General features: G+C 58.8%; 15 protein-coding genes. 6 read left to right on the top strand and 9 right to left on the bottom strand.

Translation table 11 applies throughout. The features are described 5' to 3' along the window. Positions 1–123 precede the first annotated feature (123 nt). Positions 124–1,392 (bottom strand): cytochrome-c peroxidase, encoded by a 1,269-nt coding sequence (locus ACR0MV_RS18160; protein ID WP_480703159.1) that lies wholly within the window; start codon positions 1,390–1,392, stop codon positions 124–126. A 15-nt stretch (positions 1,393–1,407) separates the two neighbouring features. On the opposite strand from ACR0MV_RS18160, the gene ACR0MV_RS18155 reads away from it, so the two are divergent. Next, on the top strand, positions 1,408–1,878 hold the full coding sequence (locus tag ACR0MV_RS18155; RefSeq protein WP_170427710.1) for a tetratricopeptide repeat protein: 471 nt from the start codon (positions 1,408–1,410) through the stop codon (positions 1,876–1,878). 31 nt (positions 1,879–1,909) lie between these two features. Here the strand turns inward: ACR0MV_RS18155 and ACR0MV_RS18150 are convergent, their stop codons facing one another. From ACR0MV_RS18150 to ACR0MV_RS18125, 6 genes are read right to left on the bottom strand one after another with little or no spacing between them, the layout of a single operon-like run. Beyond that, a complete protein-coding gene (locus ACR0MV_RS18150; RefSeq protein WP_170427707.1) occupies positions 1,910–2,971 on the bottom strand; it encodes a TRAP transporter substrate-binding protein in 1,062 nt (353 codons plus the stop codon). Between the two features lie 24 nt (positions 2,972–2,995). Then, positions 2,996–4,285: a TRAP transporter large permease gene (locus tag ACR0MV_RS18145; RefSeq protein ID WP_480703158.1), complete on the bottom strand. Its 1,290-nt coding sequence runs from the start codon at positions 4,283–4,285 to the stop codon at positions 2,996–2,998. Beyond that, on the bottom strand, positions 4,286–4,873 hold the full coding sequence (locus tag ACR0MV_RS18140) for a TRAP transporter small permease (protein WP_170467791.1): 588 nt from the start codon (positions 4,871–4,873) through the stop codon (positions 4,286–4,288). 52 nt (positions 4,874–4,925) lie between these two features. Further along, a complete protein-coding gene (locus ACR0MV_RS18135) occupies positions 4,926–5,441 on the bottom strand; it encodes a flavin reductase family protein (RefSeq protein WP_170427698.1) in 516 nt (171 codons plus the stop codon). Then, a complete protein-coding gene (locus ACR0MV_RS18130) occupies positions 5,441–6,331 on the bottom strand; it encodes an aldo/keto reductase (RefSeq protein WP_480703156.1) in 891 nt (296 codons plus the stop codon). Before ACR0MV_RS18130 ends, ACR0MV_RS18135 begins: the two co-directional genes overlap by 1 nt. After that, positions 6,331–7,485, bottom strand: a complete 1,155-nt coding sequence (locus ACR0MV_RS18125; protein ID WP_480703154.1) for an LLM class flavin-dependent oxidoreductase — start codon at positions 7,483–7,485, stop codon at positions 6,331–6,333. The genes ACR0MV_RS18130 and ACR0MV_RS18125 overlap by 1 nt, the downstream gene beginning before the upstream one ends. Before the next feature lie 106 nt (positions 7,486–7,591). Between ACR0MV_RS18125 and ACR0MV_RS18120 the strand changes: the two genes are divergently transcribed. From ACR0MV_RS18120 to ACR0MV_RS18100, 5 genes are all read left to right on the top strand, one after another. Next, a complete protein-coding gene (locus tag ACR0MV_RS18120) occupies positions 7,592–8,302 on the top strand; it encodes a GntR family transcriptional regulator (RefSeq protein WP_480703152.1) in 711 nt (236 codons plus the stop codon). A gap of 12 nt (positions 8,303–8,314) precedes the next feature. Continuing rightward, a complete protein-coding gene (locus ACR0MV_RS18115) occupies positions 8,315–9,412 on the top strand; it encodes a Gfo/Idh/MocA family protein (RefSeq protein WP_480703151.1) in 1,098 nt (365 codons plus the stop codon). Between the two features lie 159 nt (positions 9,413–9,571). Next, on the top strand, positions 9,572–10,726 hold the full coding sequence (locus ACR0MV_RS18110) for a phosphoserine transaminase (RefSeq protein ID WP_480703150.1): 1,155 nt from the start codon (positions 9,572–9,574) through the stop codon (positions 10,724–10,726). Between the two features lie 57 nt (positions 10,727–10,783). Beyond that, positions 10,784–12,379, top strand: coding sequence for a phosphoglycerate dehydrogenase (gene serA, locus ACR0MV_RS18105; protein ID WP_170427681.1), 1,596 nt, complete (start codon positions 10,784–10,786; stop codon positions 12,377–12,379). Positions 12,380–12,496: 117 nt separating this feature from the next. Next, the gene (locus ACR0MV_RS18100; RefSeq protein WP_480703149.1) at positions 12,497–13,234 is read left to right on the top strand and encodes a metallophosphoesterase family protein; all 738 of its coding nucleotides are present in this window, start codon (positions 12,497–12,499) and stop codon (positions 13,232–13,234) included. Here ACR0MV_RS18100 and ACR0MV_RS18095 read toward each other — a convergent pair. After that, positions 13,221–14,738, bottom strand: a complete 1,518-nt coding sequence (locus ACR0MV_RS18095; RefSeq protein ID WP_480703147.1) for a malonate--CoA ligase — start codon at positions 14,736–14,738, stop codon at positions 13,221–13,223. The genes ACR0MV_RS18100 and ACR0MV_RS18095 overlap by 14 nt on opposite strands. Positions 14,739–14,818: 80 nt before the next feature. After that, entirely contained in the window at positions 14,819–15,523 is a 705-nt protein-coding gene (locus ACR0MV_RS18090) for a GntR family transcriptional regulator (RefSeq protein WP_480703146.1), read from the bottom strand. Positions 15,524–15,538 lie beyond the last annotated feature (15 nt).

Below are 15,538 nucleotides of genomic sequence, written 5' to 3'. Positions count from 1 at the left end.
CCCCGTCAACCGCGTCGACAACGCATATGGCGACAGAAACCTAATCTGCACATGCCCACCAATGGACGCATACCAAGAAGCCGCTGAGTAACGACAACCCCCGCTGAAAAGCGGGGGTTTTTCCTAAGGTTCAAAGCCTTCGGGCACGCCGAATGGCGGCGAGTCCACGCTGGCCCCCGTAAGCGCGTTCAAAAACGCCACGAGGTTTTGAATTTCAGCCTCTGACAATACCAGCGGATCGATGTCGATCTTTTTGCGCACGCGCTGCATCTCAAGCTGATCCTGCCAGACGACGAAATCCGCCTTTTGCAACCAAGGCACACTGGGCAAAGCCGCCATTTCAGGGGTCCAGTTTGCGAAACTGTCCGCAGGGTTCAGGTGGTGACGGATCATGCTCTCAAGATCCGGAAAGGCCCCGTTATGTCCATATGGGGCCGTCAGTGCCACGTTGCGCAGCATTGGAGTGCGGAAGCGGTAGGCATCCTCGACCCTGTCGCTTTCCCCCATGCGCCCGACGTCGCGCACGTAAGGATCCCATTGCCGGGTGCGGCCGGGGCCAAAGGGTGGAACGGCCAAAGCGTGAAAGCCCTGATCCGACATCAACGGGCCAGAATGGCAGGTGACACAGCGGGCCTTGCCGTAGAACAACTCCATCCCGTCTTTTTGGATCGGGGACAGCGCGTTCGGGTCTCCCGCGAGATATTGATCGAACGGGCTGTCGGTGCTGCGCCACTCGACCGCCATGAAGGCAGCTAATGCGTTGGCGATCTGGGTGATCGTGATGTCTTCGGTCTTCGTGACCTCATCAAACGCGGCGACAATGGCAGGACCATAGCGTGGATCGGTGCGGACGCGTTTGGCCAGGATCGGCCATCCCTTGTCGATACGATCATGCACTGCGCCGGTAACCTGGTTTTCGGCCACATTCCCGGCCATTTCGAACTGCGAGGTCAGCGGGAACAGAGCCTGCGCGGCGAGGAGCGAGTTCAATCCCTCGGGCAGCCACTCCTGCGCCGGAGAGTTGAAGCCGTTGCCGTAGACGTCCGAGATGCTCAGCCGTCCATCGTGGAAGACCGTGTGTATTTCCTTGGCCCCTAGGTTCCAAAGTCCCGGAGAATTGCGGGGGATACGCTTGCGGATCTTGTCTGCGCCAACCCCAGGCGTGCGGTCCGGCCCCAGACCTTGGCCGCCTTCGCCGATCCCAAGCGATAAACCGTCCGAAGTGCCAAAGTCCGGGTGGTGGCAATGGGCGCAGCTGATGTTCTGATTGCCCGACAGGATGGGGTCGTAAAACAGTTGATGACCAATGGCGGCCTGGTCCATATCAAAGGGGAAGAAATCATCATCCGTCAGCGGGCGCGGCAAGTCCTGCGCTGCGGCGGCTCCGGCCAACAGGAAAGTAGCCCCATGCGCCAGATTGTATTTGCCCTTTGCTGTCTTGCGACTCCGGCGATGGCCGAGTTGGAACAAGCCCGCGACATGATGGAGGCCGGAGAGTTCAAAGCCGCGCGTGAAGAACTGATGCCAGCCGCCCGGTCGGGAAATGCTGAGGCTGAAGAGCTGATCGGCGTCATGTACGGACTTGGGCTGGGGGTCGATCAAGACTATGAGCGGGCGTTTGAGTGGTATCTGCGCGCCTCGATGAAGGGGCACCCGGGGGCGCAATCCGGTGTCGGCTGGTATTATGAGCTGGGTCTGGGCATGCCTGCGCCCGATCTGGTCAGGGCGTATATGTGGTACACGCTCAGCGCGATTGGAGGCGATCCCGACGCGGCGATCAGCCTTGAAGAAGTGGTCAAGAAAATGTCGCCGGAGCAAATCGAAAGGGCGCATGTTCTGGTGAATGACTACAAAGGGTGGATGTACCCGTTTCGGTAAGGGCCGGGCCTTTAGGCCCGACCCACTATGCTTAGTTCAGGTCCGCATCGCGCGAGGCGTTAACGTCCGCCTCGGCCGCAGCCACAGCCTCGGTCAGAGCAACAAAGATCTCATCACCACGGGCAACGTTGGACTGGAACCAGTCATAAACGGGCGTTGCAGCCTCTTTGAACGCGGCTTTCTGATCCGGAGTCGGAACATAAAGGTCGCCGCCACCAGCTACGAAATCCTCATACGCCTGGATCGACTTGCGTTTGGGCGAAGCAAATGTGGCTTGCTGCAGGGCATAGAACCCATCGACAACAACGCGACGCATGTCCTCGGGCATCTCCTGGAACTTGGCATTGTTCATCCACCACAGCGCACCCATGTAGGCGTGGCCATCCAGTGTGACGTATTGCAGACCTGCATCAGGGAATTTCATGCCCATGATGTCTGTGATCCCGTTCTTGGACCCTTCGACTACACCAGTCTGGAAGCTGGTGAACAGTTCGGGCCACGGGATCGGGGTGGGCGAGGCACCCAGCGCCTTGACCAATTCTTGTGGCAGGTCGGCAACCACGGTGCGGATTTTCAGACCTTCCATATCCGCAGGCTCGGCAATGCGGCGCTGCGTGTTGGCAAAGTTGCGCCAGCCACCGGTGTTGCCGATGGTCATCAGACGGATCGCTCCACCGGAATCCTCCAGCGCCATATCGCGCATTGTGCGGGTGAAATCGCCTGACAGGACATGCTCGGCAATCCGGTCGTCGGCCATCAGGTAGGGCAGGTCCAGAACCTGAACGTAGGGGAAGATGCCCGAAGCGCCGCCCGAGGTCGAAATGTAGATATCGATGGTCCCGTCCGCGACACCCTGCAGACACTCGGCCCCGTTGGAGCAGAGTTGCGTACCGATGAACAGCTCAACCTCGATCGCACCGTTCGATGCGGCCTCGACATAGTTTTTGAAGACGACCAGACCGTCATAGTCCTCGTCGTTTTCATTCGAGTTTGCAGTCGCGCGCAGAGTGTAGTCGGCGGCTGTCGCGGCCATGGCGGACGCGGCCACCAGCGACGTGGCCACCGCTGCGGTTTTGATGAAAGATCTGAGCATGCGTTTCCTCCCTATGGAACTCAGTTAGTTGGCAAATCCCGTTATCCTCGGGATCGTCATGGATAGTGCGGGGACATAGGTGATCAGGAAGATCACGATGATTTCGACAGCCAGGAACGGCAGGATTGCCTTGGCAATGGTTTCAACCTTTTCGCGCGACACGGCGGCGGCCACGAATAGGACAAGTCCCATCGGCGGCGTCGCCAGACCCACCGTCAGGTTGACGCTCATGATAATGGCGAAATGGATCGGGTCTACGCCAAGGCTGGTGAAGATTGGGCCAAGGATCGGACCAAGGATGATGATCGCGGGGCCAGCGTCCAGGAACATGCCGACGATGAACAGCAGCAGGTTGATCAGGAACAGCAGGATCAGCGGGTTTTCAGACAGGCTGAGGATCAGAGAAGCCAGTTGCTCGGGCGCATGGCTAAGGCTGACGACCGTTTTGAACGCCATCGCGGCCCCGACCAGAAGCAGGACGACGGCCGAAGTCAGACCCGCATTGCTGAGGATTTCCGGCACCTCTTTCAGGGTCAGCGTCCGAAGGATAAAGAACCCGATGATAAAGGCATAACCCACGGCAACTGCGGCTGCCTCGGTCGGGGTAAAGATCCCGCCCAGAATACCGCCCAGAATGATCACAGGCGTCAGGAGCGGGAAAAACGCCTTGAGGCTGGCCTGACGACGTTCGCCCCAAGTGTATTTTCGACTAGCGACCGGAAAGTCGTATTTGTCCGCCATAAACTTGATCATCAGCATCAGACCAACGCCGACCATCACGCCGGGTACGATACCGGCTAGGAACAGGGCCGCGACGCTTTCGCCCATGACATAGGCGTAGATGATCATGATGCCCGAAGGTGGGATGATCGGCCCGATCACGGAACTGGCCGCCGTAATCGCGGCAGCGAAGCGACGGGTATATCCCTGTTTCTCCATCGCCGGGATCAGCATCGACCCCAGCGCCGATGTGTCGGCCACAGCCGAACCCGACAGGCCCGCAAACAGGATCGAACTGAGAACATTCACATGCGCCAGCCCCCCGCGCAGATGCCCCATCAGCGCTTGGCTGAATTCAACCAGCCGCAAGGTGATGCCGCCCCGGTTCATCAGTTCTCCGGCCAGCATGAAGAAAGGGATCGCCATCAGGGGAAAGCTGTCCATGCCGTTATAGACATTACGATACAGCAGCGTGATGTCGTTTGTTTGACCGTTCAGCCACAGCAATATGCCGGGGGCTGCCAGCAACGCGAAAAAGACCGGCAGGCCGATCAGCAGGAACACCAGGAATGTGGGTAGGAACCATATCAGCATTTATTCAGCCCCCACCGGTGCGTCGGCAATATCGGGCAGCAGATGACCGCCGCCCAAAAGCGTTATGAAAGCGCGCAGGATCAGCTCGATATTCACCGAAATCAGCAGGATCACTCCGACTAGCAACGAGGCCATCATCCAACTGCGCGGAATGCGGAACCATTCGTCAAATCCAAAAGAGGTCGGAAGATACAGCGCGGCAGTGGCGAACTTTCCGCCAAAGCCCGTGACTTCGGACCAGCCAATGTTCACGGCGACCAGAAGGACGGCCAAGGATACCAGCAAAAGCAGAATGTTCAGGATCTGCCCAACGGCGCGCGGCAGCATCAGGGGCACCATGTCGATGGCGACAAACCCGCCGCGCCGAAAGGCTGTGGGGGCCATCAGGCCGGTCATCCACAGCATGCAGAACCGCGCGGCCTCGTCCGGCCAGGGCAATGCGTTGCCGAGCACGTATCTGAAAAACACCTGAATCAGGATGGCGATCACCATAAGCGCAATCGCAACGACACCAACCGCGCGGCCCAATCGCAGCACGGTTTCATTCACAAACGCGATCGGTGCCAGCACCGATGTCAATCCGCCCATGCGGATCCTCCCTTTTCAGCCGCAGGTTTTCCCCGCGACAGTTATCCCGCGCTTATTGATGCGCGAATTGGCCGAGCTTTCCGGCGTAAAAGGTCAATGCGTCTCCGTCCGCCATACTGGCACGCAGGACCTTTCCAACAACAATGACATGGTCGCCTGCATCGTGATAGGCGTGCTGTTCACATTCAAACCGCGCCAGACAATCCGGCAGTAGCGGCGTTCCGTTTTCGCAGCGGTCGTGCGAAATCTCTTTCAATGCATACGCGTCTTTCGAGCATCCAAAGCACAGCTCGGCCTGTTCAGCGGACAGGACATGGACGCTAAAATGACGTGCCTCATGGAAATAGCGGAACCGGCGCGAGTTGCGGTCGCCCGCCCACATGATGAGCGGCGGATCCAGCGACAGCGAGGAAAAACTGTTCGCCGTGATGCAGATCGGTCCGTCGGCACTGTCGCAGGTAACGATGGTCACACCGGTGGCAAAGCGGCCGAAAGCGTCGCGTAACGTGCGGGTGTCGTCCTTGTGGGGGACGAATGTGTGGGTCATGTCCTTTGAGATTGCATTCATCATGGTACCTCTTGCCCCAGCGCCGCCTCATACAGGCGGAACCAGCTCTCGCGATCCAATTTGACTTTTAGCGCATCGGAAATGCGCTTGATGCGGTCCAGATTGTTGGTGCCCAGAACCGGCAGGATGCCTGCGGGATGTGCCAGCAAGAACGCAATCGCGACGGCTGCGCGGTCCACACCGAACACTTCGCCTATTTCATCCGCAACCAATCCAACCGGAGGATTTCCGGCCATCAACAGCCCACCGCCCAGCGGCGACCAGGCCATCAGCGGGTGGCCGTGCTGCTGGTGAAAGGCGAGATCGCCGTTTGTGAAGGGGCTGATCTCGCCCAGCGAAATCTCGATCTGGTTGGTGACCAGAGGTGTCTTCATCGCAGATTGCAGCAGGTTCCAGTCCCACGGGCGGAAATTGGAAACACCTACCGCACGCACCTTACCGCTTGCGACCACTTCGTCCAGCGCAGCGCCGGTTTCATGGTGGTCCATGAACGGATCAGGACGGTGGATCAGCAGCAGGTCAATGTGGTCGATCGCCATCTCGGACAGAGAGGTTTCGACCGATTTCAGGATGTGCGCCCGCGAGGTGTCGTAGTATTTGACCTTCGCATGCGCATACCGGCCGCAAGGGGCAACGATATCGCATTTGGTGACGATCTCCATTTTCTGGCGCAGCGCGGGGTTTTCCCGCAATGCAGCCCCCAGAACGGCCTCCGCGTTGTAGTCGCCATAGATGTCGGCCTGATCGAAGGTGGTGATACCCTGATCCAGACAGGCCTGGATTTTAGCTTCGACATGCGCCGCCGATGTGTCTGTGTCGTCGCCCAGGCGCCACATGCCATAGACAAGGCGGCTCATTTCCAGCGAGTCAGAAAGTTTCACACGTTGCATCAGCGACGAACTCCATTGCCCAGCGGTGTGGCCGGGGTATTTGCGGGAACCCTTCCGTAAGCTTCGGGAAGGGAACAGGTTTTCAGGTTCGGCAGAACACGGCTGCCGAAATGGCGGGCCTCGTCCATGTGCGGATAGCCCGAGAAGATGAAGGCGCGGATGCCCATCTTCTGATATTCTTCGATCTTGGACATAACCTGATCGGTCGACCCGACCAGCGCGGCACCACAGCCCGAGCGCGCGCGACCAACGCCCGTCCAGAGACCCGGTTCCACATAGCCATATTCATCTGCCAGATCGCGGTTCTTGGCCTGATGCGCGACGCCCAGAGAGGTCGAGTCCAAAGCGCGCTCACGGATGGCGCGGCCATATTCGTCATCCAGCTTCGAGACGATGTAGTCGGCGTATTCCTGAGCCTCGACCTCGGTGTCGCGAACGATCATGTGGACGCGCAGACCATAATCCAGCGTCCGGTTGTAGTTCTCGGCCACCGCGTGCACGGCCTTCATCCGTTCGGCCAGTTGATCCTTGGTCTCTGGCCACATCAGGTAGACGTCGCAATGCTCGCCACACAGGTCCAAAGCGGACGGGGAATAGCCGCCAAAGTAAAGCAGCGGGCCGCCGGTCTGATACGGTTTTGCCGGGTCGGTCGTGAGGCCCGAGAAGTTATAAACCTCGCCCGCATGGTTGATTTCATCCCGGGTCCAGGCCTGTTTCAGAATCTCAACCACTTCGCGCGAGCGCTGATAGCGGAAGGCGCTGTCGGCTTTTTCACCGGGGAAGTCGGATGAGATGATGTTGACCGTCAGCCGCCCTTTCAGCATGTGGTCCAGCGTCGCAATGGTGCGCGCCAGCATGATCGGCTGCATCTCGCCGCAGCGGACGGCGGCCAGCATGTTGATCTTTTCGGTGATCGGCGCACATCCCGCGACAAAACTCAGCGTGTCCTGACCGACCTGATACGAGGATGGGCACAGGATGTTCCTAAACCCTTGCGCCTCGGCCTCTTTCACGATGCCCGAGCAGTGGTCCCAGCTGGACCGCAGATTGCCGTCGGGCACGCCCAGAAACTGATAATCGTCCGAACACAGCGCCGCGAACCACGAAACCTCAGCCGCGTCCAGATCGGGGGAAGTGATGGGGACGATGGTCATTTGATTCGCTCTCCGGTCGGCTGTGATTTTCCTCTTGCGTAGCAATCACATTGATATAGATCAATGGTGTATCAATTTTTCCTGCGACTGAGTGAAGCGCCCAAAGATGTCCTCCGCCAACCGAAACCCGAACGCCTTGCCGGTTTACGTGCAGATCGCCGAGTTGCTGATCCGTGACATCGCGGCCGGGCGTCTGATTTCCGGCGAGCGTCTGCCGCCCGAGCGGGAGTTGGCAGCGGATCTGAACGTGTCCGTGGGGACGTTGCGAAAATCGCTCTCCGAGCTTGAGAAAAAGGGGATGCTGGAGCGTATTCAGGGCTCGGGCAACTATGTCCGAGAGACCGGAACGCAGAACAGTGTCTATGGGATGTTCCGACTGGAACTGCCCGAAGGCGGTGGCCTGCCGCGCGCGGATATTCTGTCGGTGGACCACGTAAAAAAGCCAATCGACCTGCCCGATTTTGGAGCGTCAGACAGCGGTTCCCGTGTGCGTCGAATGCGTTATTTGAATGACACAATTATCGCGGTCGAGGAAATCTGGCTTGATGATGCCGCCGGACGGATCGATCAGAGCCTGCTCTCCGACTCACTTTATCGGTACTATCAGCATCAATTGGGTTTCTGGATCACACGCGCCGAAGACAGGGTCGCAATCGGGGCCTTGCCGGACTGGACGCCGCCCGAATTCACCAAGCCAGCCGGAGAAACGGTTGGCTACATCGAACGGTTCAGCTGGTCGGAACGACCTGAACCCGTTGAGTTCTCAAAAACATGGTTCGACCCGGATCGGGCCACCTATGTCCAACGACTGAAGTAGAAGGAACTGCGCATGACCCGGACCATTCACTACGGGCTGATCGGATGCGGTATGATGGGGCAGGAACATCTGCACAATATTGCCCTGCTGGACGACACGCGCGTTTCAGCGATTTTTGAACCCGACGCCGAGATGGCCAAGGTCGCACAGCAGATCGCGCCGGACGCCATGATGGTGTCCTCAGTGTCTGAGTTGCTGGCGGTAGAAGACCTGGATTGTGTCGTCATTGTCAGCCCCAATCATCTGCACGTCGATCAGATTGAAGAAATTGCCCGGACGCGCCCTTTGCCGCTGCTGGTCGAAAAACCACTTTTCACAGATCCCGCCGATGCGACGCGGCTCGAAGAACTTCTGCGCGACTATCCGCATCCGATCTGGGTCGCGATGGAATACCGCTATATGCCGCCCATCGCCGCGTTGATATCCGAGGCGCAGGCCACAGGCGGCGTCAGGATGCTGTCAATCCGCGAGCATCGTTTCCCGTTTCTGGAAAAGGTCGGGAACTGGAATCGGTTCAACCGCAACACCGGGGGCACCTTTGTCGAGAAATGCTGCCATTTCTTCGACCTAATGCGCCTGATCCTGCAATCTGACCCGGTTCGCGTCTCTGCAAGTGGCGGGCAGGCGGTGAACCATCTGGACGAGGCTTATGAGGGCGAGACGCCAGACATCCTCGACCACGGTTTTGTCATTGTCGATTTCGCCTCGGGCGCGCGCGCGATGCTGGAGCTGTGCATGTTCGCCGAAGGGTCGCGGTATCAAGAGGAAATCTCGGCCGTAGGTCCGGATGCCAAGATCGAAGCTTTGGTGCCGGGGCCGGGGCGCTTTTGGCCAGAGCATCTGGGCGAACCGCCGGTGCCACAGGTGATCGTCAGCCCGCGTGATCCCAAAGGGCCGATCACCAAGGATATCCCGGTCGATCCGCGCCTGCTGGCTGCCGGGGATCACAACGGTTCGACCTTCTATCAGCATCAGGGGTTCCTGGAAGTTTTGCGGGGCGAAAAAGCCCGACCCGAAGTGACTCTGCAGGATGGTCTTTGGGCCGTGAAGATGGGGTTGGCCGCGCAAGAAGCGCTTGAGACCGGAGAGACCGTCCGCTTCGCTTCTTGAAGCGGATAGGAAACTCACGTTCCAGATACGCACAGAATCGGGTGTCGTTTTTGGCACCCGATGCGTCTTTTCCGCTTGCTGAGCGTATTTCCAGGCAATAGCTCTGTCTGTGGGACACCCCTCCCCAACGAGGGGCGTGTATCTGGAAGGGTAATACAGATGAGTATTCAACAACCGGCAACGCGGCCGGCGAATCCGCGTTTTTCCTCTGGCCCCTGTGCCAAACCCCCCACATTTGATCTGACCAAACTGGCCGATGCCGCGCTGGGCCGGTCGCACCGTGCAGCTGTCGGCAAGGACAAGCTGAAGGCTGCGATCGAGGGTACGCGCGAAGTGCTGGGTATTCCGGCAGACTACAAAATCGGCATCGTTCCCGCCTCGGACACCGGCGCGGTTGAGATGGCCCTGTGGTCGCTGCTGGGCGAACGCAAGGTCGAGATGCTGGCATGGGAAAGCTTTGGCTCTGGTTGGGTCACCGACGTGGTCAAGCAGTTAAAGATCGATGCCGAGGTCAAAACCGCGGATTACGGTCAGATCGTGGATCTGGCATCCATCGATTTCACCAATGATGTTGTGTTCACGTGGAACGGCACCACTTCGGGCGTTCGGGTTCCCAATGGCGACTGGATCGCGGATGACCGTCATGGTCTGACGATCTGTGACGCGACATCGGCAGCTTTTGCGATGGACCTGCCTTGGGACAAATTGGATGTGACCACGTTCAGCTGGCAGAAAGTGCTGGGCGGAGAAGCGGCCCATGGCATGCTGATCCTGTCGCCCCGCGCGGTGGAACGGTTGGAAAGCTACACGCCTGCATGGCCTCTGCCCAAGATTTTCCGCCTGACCAAAGGCGGCAAGCTGATCGAGGGTATTTTCACTGGTGCAACAATCAACACGCCCTCGATGCTGGCTGTCGAAGATTACCTGTTCGCACTGGATTGGGCGCGTTCGGTCGGTGGTCTGCAAGGCCTGATCGCCCGTGCCGATGCCAATGCCGGTGCGGTTCATGCGTTCTGCGACCAGAATGACTGGATCGCCAATCTGGCCGAGGACGCTGCGACGCAGTCGAACACGTCCGTGTGCCTGAAATTCACGGACGCGCGCATTCAGGACGGTGCGACCTTCGCCAAGGCCGTGGCCAAGCGGCTCGAGGCCGAGAACATCGCGCTGGACATCGGAGCCTATCGCGACGCGCCTGCGGGTTTGCGCATCTGGTGCGGCGGCACGGTTGAGACCTCGGATATCGAGGCGATGCTGCCTTGGCTGGCATGGGCCTTTGAGGCCGAGATCGCGGCGCAGTCTGAGGCTGCCTGACTTTTCACCGGGCCGTCCAAGGCCCGGACCTTCCATACAATTCAAGGACCAGAGAATATGGCCCCCAAAGTACTCGTATCTGACAAGCTCAGCGAAACCGCCGTGCAGATTTTCCGTGATCGCGGCATCGATGTGGATTTCATGCCCGATCTGGGCAAGGACAAAGACAAGCTGGCCGAGGTGATCGGTCAGTATGATGGTCTTGCCATTCGCTCGGCAACCAAGGTCACACCAACCATTCTGGAGAAAGCCGACAAGCTGAAAGTGATTGGCCGCGCCGGGATCGGCACTGACAACATCGACAAGGATGCCGCGTCCAAGAAGGGGGTGATCGTGATGAACACACCCTTCGGTAACATGATCACGACCGCAGAACATGCGATTGCGATGATGTTTGCTGTTGCGCGGCAAATCCCCGAGGCCAGCACCTCAACCCATGCGGGTAAGTGGGAAAAGTCCAAGTTTATGGGCATCGAGCTGACCAACAAGACCCTTGGCGTCATAGGTGCGGGCAACATCGGCGGTATCGTTTGCGAACGTGCTTTGGGCCTGAAGATGAAGGTCATTGCCTACGACCCTTATCTGGGTGAGGAGAAAGCCGCGCAAATGGGCGTGGAAAAGGTCGAACTGGATGAGCTGCTGGCGCGCGCGGATTTCATCACTCTGCACGTGCCGCTGACCGACCAGACCCGCAACATTCTGAGCCGTGAGAATCTGGCCAAAACCAAACCCGGTGTGCGCATCGTCAACTGCGCGCGTGGTGGTCTGGTCGACGAAGAGGCGCTGTCCGAGATGCTACAATCCGGCCACGTGGCCGGTGCGGCCTTTGATGTATTCAGCGTCGAGCCTGCCAAGGACAACCCGCTGTTCAATCTGCCGAACGTGGTCTGCACGCCTCACCTTGGTGCCGCGACCACCGAGGCGCAGGAGAATGTGGCCCTGCAGGTGGCCGAGCAAATTTCGAACTACCTGCTGACCGGCGCGGTCGAGAACGCGCTGAACATGCCCAGCGTGACAGCAGAAGAGGCCAAGGTCATGGGCCCGTGGATCAAGCTGGCAGGTCATCTGGGCAGCTTCATCGGCCAGATGACGGATGAGCCGGTCAAAGCGATCAACATCCTGTATGACGGTGTGGCCGCTGAAATGAACCTTGCCGCCCTGAACTGCGCCGTCGTCGCGGGGATCATGAAAAAGTTCAACCCTGAGGTAAACATGGTCTCGGCACCGGTCGTGGCGAAAGAGCGTGGCATTCAGCTGTCGACCACCAATCAGGACAAATCCGGTGTCTTTGACGGCTACATCAAAGTGACCGTGGTGACCGACAAGCGTGAACGTTCGATTGCGGGCACTGTCTTTAGCGACGGCAAGCCGCGCTTTATCCAGATCAAGGGCATCAATATTGATGCCGAAGTCGGCGCACACATGCTCTATACCACGAACGAGGATGTCCCCGGCATCATCGGTGCGCTGGGCCAGACCATGGGCGAGAACGACGTCAACATCGCGAACTTTACGCTGGGCCGGGCTGAGGCGGGCGGCGAAGCGATCGCTTTGCTCTATGTCGACGAACCGGTGCCCGCCGAGGCGCGCGCAAAACTGGCCGAAACGGGCCTGTTTACGCAGATCAAGCCGCTGCAATTTGACGTGGCCTGATCGGTGGCCCGACATTTATGATCTGAACTATGCCCGCGGTAAAATGCGCGGGCATTGTCTTTTTTCTTCAATCTAGTTGCTGCACAAAGCGCCTGACGATTTCAAAGAGGCACTGAATTGAGTACTCCCATTTACTCCGTCGGCGATGTTCATGGTCAGTTGGGCATGCTGCATGCGGCCTTGGCTCGGATCCAAAAAGACGGCGGCCCGGATGCACGGGTCGTCTTCTTAGGGGACTATGTGGACCGCGGCCCGAATAGTCGCGAGGTGCTGGATCTATTGATCGAGGGGCAACGCGCTGGGCGGAACTGGGTCATGGTCAAAGGCAACCACGACCGAATGATGGCCCGCTTTGTCGAGCGTTGTGAGATTGCGGACAAACATTTGCCGATCACTCTGAGCTGGCTGCACCCACGGTTGGGTGGGCGTGAAACGCTGGCCTCTTACGGGGTCGACGTCGCAGACACGGACCGCATCTTTCAGGTCCACGAACGCGCGCTGGCGGCCGTTCCACAAGCCCACTTCGAGTTTGTGAATGGCTTGCCTACCTTTCATCAGGAAGGTGAGCTGCTGTTTGTCCATGCGGGGATCAATCCGGGCGTTCAACTGGATCAACAGATCGAAGACGATCTTGTCTGGATACGGCAGGAATTCTTGGGCGATGCCCGCCCGCACCCATGGCTGATCGTGCATGGTCATACCCCTGTGGACCGGGCAGAACATTGCGGCAACCGTGTCAATCTGGACGCAGGTGCGGGCTATGGTCGGCCCCTTGCCACGGCGGTCTTCGAAGGGAGCGATTGTTGGCTGCTAACCGATGCAGGCCGGGTCAGATTAGAGCCTAATCCGAGGTAAACAGCCCTTTGTAGCGGTCCCGCAGGGCGTTTTTCTGCACCTTTCCCATGGTGTTGCGCGGCAGTTTATCCAGCAGGATCAACTCCCGGGGGTGTTTGAATCGGGCCAACTCGTTTTGCACGGTGGACATAATAGCTTCAATATCCGGCGTCTGACCCGGCTCGGCCACCAGAATGCCCAGGACAGTTTCGCCAAAGTCCGGGTGGGGCACGCCGATTACCGCGCTTTCCAGCACGCCGGGCTGGTCATCCAGCACCAGCTCTATCTCTTTGGGATAGATGTTGAACCCACCCGAGATGATCAGGTCTTTGCCACGCCCGACGATATGGACATAGCCGTCGTCGTCGACGCGCCCCAGATCGCCCGTGATGAAAAACCCGTCTTCTCGCAATTCGGTGGCGGTTTTCTCGGGCATTTGCCAATATCCTTCGAAAACATTTGGTCCGCGCACTTCGATCATGCCGATTTCGCCCTGCCGTAAGGTCTCGCCCGTCTCGGGATCAGTCACCTTCAGATCAACATCCGGCAAGGGGAAACCCACCGTCCCCGCGCGGCGTTCGCCGTCATAGGGGTTCGAGGTGTTCATGTTGGTTTCCGTCATTCCATAGCGTTCCAGAATGCGGTGGCCGGTCCGCTCTTCGAACCGTTCGTGCGTCTCTGACAGCAGAGGGGCAGAGCCTGAAATGAACAGCCGCATATGGTGTGTCAGATCGCCCGTGAACCGTTCGTCCGTCAGCAATCGGGTATAGAAGGTCGGCACACCCATCATCGAGGTCGCTTGGGGCATCAGGCGCAGGATGTCCTCCAGATCGAACTTTGGCAGAAAGATCATTGCCCCGCCCGAGGCCAGAATGACGTTCGTCGCCACGAACAGCCCATGGGTGTGAAAGATCGGCAAGGCGTGAAGCAGCACATCATCCTCGGTAAATCGCCATTCCTGCACCAGCGTTTCAGCATTGGACAACAGGTTTGCCTGCGTCAGCATCGCACCCTTGGATCGCCCTGTTGTGCCCGAGGTATAAAGGAACGCGGCCAGATCCTCTTCGGTTCTCCGGGCGGGTTCAAACGCGGGCAGCATCCCTAAAGCCCGCCGCATCAGGCTGCCGGACCCGTCTGCGTTCAGGGTCTCGAGCCGCGCATTCTGCGCTTGTGCGATCGGCGTGAGCTCTGCCGTGCTGGCCTCATCGCAAACGACCAGAGCCGCGCCGCTGTTTTCAATGAAATACTCCAGTTCGGCAGATTTGTACGCGGTGTTCAGAGGCAGAAAAATCAACCCGGCTTGCGCGCAAGCAGCATAAAGCGCCAGTGCTTCAGGTGACTTTTCAACCTGAACTGCGACCCGGTCTCCGGGCTGCAGTTCGAACCCGGTCAGCGCGTTGGCGATCCGCGAAGCCATGTCCAGAAAAGCCGCATGGGTCAGGGTTTGACCGTCGGGCAGATACAGGAACGGAGTGTCCTTGCCTGCGTGGATGCCAAACAGTCGATCATAGAGAGGGTTGCCCATCCCGTCATTCCTTCGCGCCGGTCCAAATTGGGCTAAAACTGGCGCGGATCAGCGGTACCGTAAAGCGAAAAACGCCCGGGTCAGAACTGTGTTGTCATGCGATACCCGGCCGCAAAGTACATCTTGGCAAAGGTAACCGGTTGACCTTCAAGCCACGTGATCCGCTCACCCGTGAAAACCGGTTCACCCACGGGGAGGTCAAGGAACCCAGCCACAGTCTGATCGGCCCGGCTTGCCAGGAAACTCAGCTCGACATCGGTGAAGGGCACGGTCTGGATCAGCCACTCATTCGGACCAATTGAGGCAAAATCGGCGTCGGCGACTGGCGGAACCGAGTCTATGACGATCCAGCGGTCCTCGTATTGGAACGGTGTATTGCCGTTGAAATGCATGCAGCGCACGTGCATGACGCTTTGATCCGGCTTCAAGGCAAGACGGGCCGTCAGCCAATCGGGGGCGTTCGCCGCTGCCGAAGAGACCAAAGCATAGCGATAGGTGCCGCCCATGGCCTCAACCTCGTCCCGCACCATGGGGATGGTAAAGCGGGCCTGCCGCTGCGGCGCGCTCAGAACACGTGTTCCGGCCTTGCGGCGACGTTCCAGATAGCCCTCATCCGCCAACTCTCGCAGCGCGCGGTTCACGGTTGTTCGGGTGCAGGAAAACTCGACTGCCAGTTCCTGCTCATTGGGTAACAAAGAGTCCGGCTGCCACTCACCCGACCGAATGCGCGCCAGAACGGTTTCTTTGATGTCCCTGTAGCTGGTGGTGTCACTCGATTGGGTCATGAGGCCTGTTTCCTT

The sequence above is a fragment of the Ruegeria sp. BC3 genome (assembly GCF_056539265.1).
Note: the sequence above shows the minus strand (reverse complement) of the source record. Positions and strands in the feature narration are given on the sequence as shown.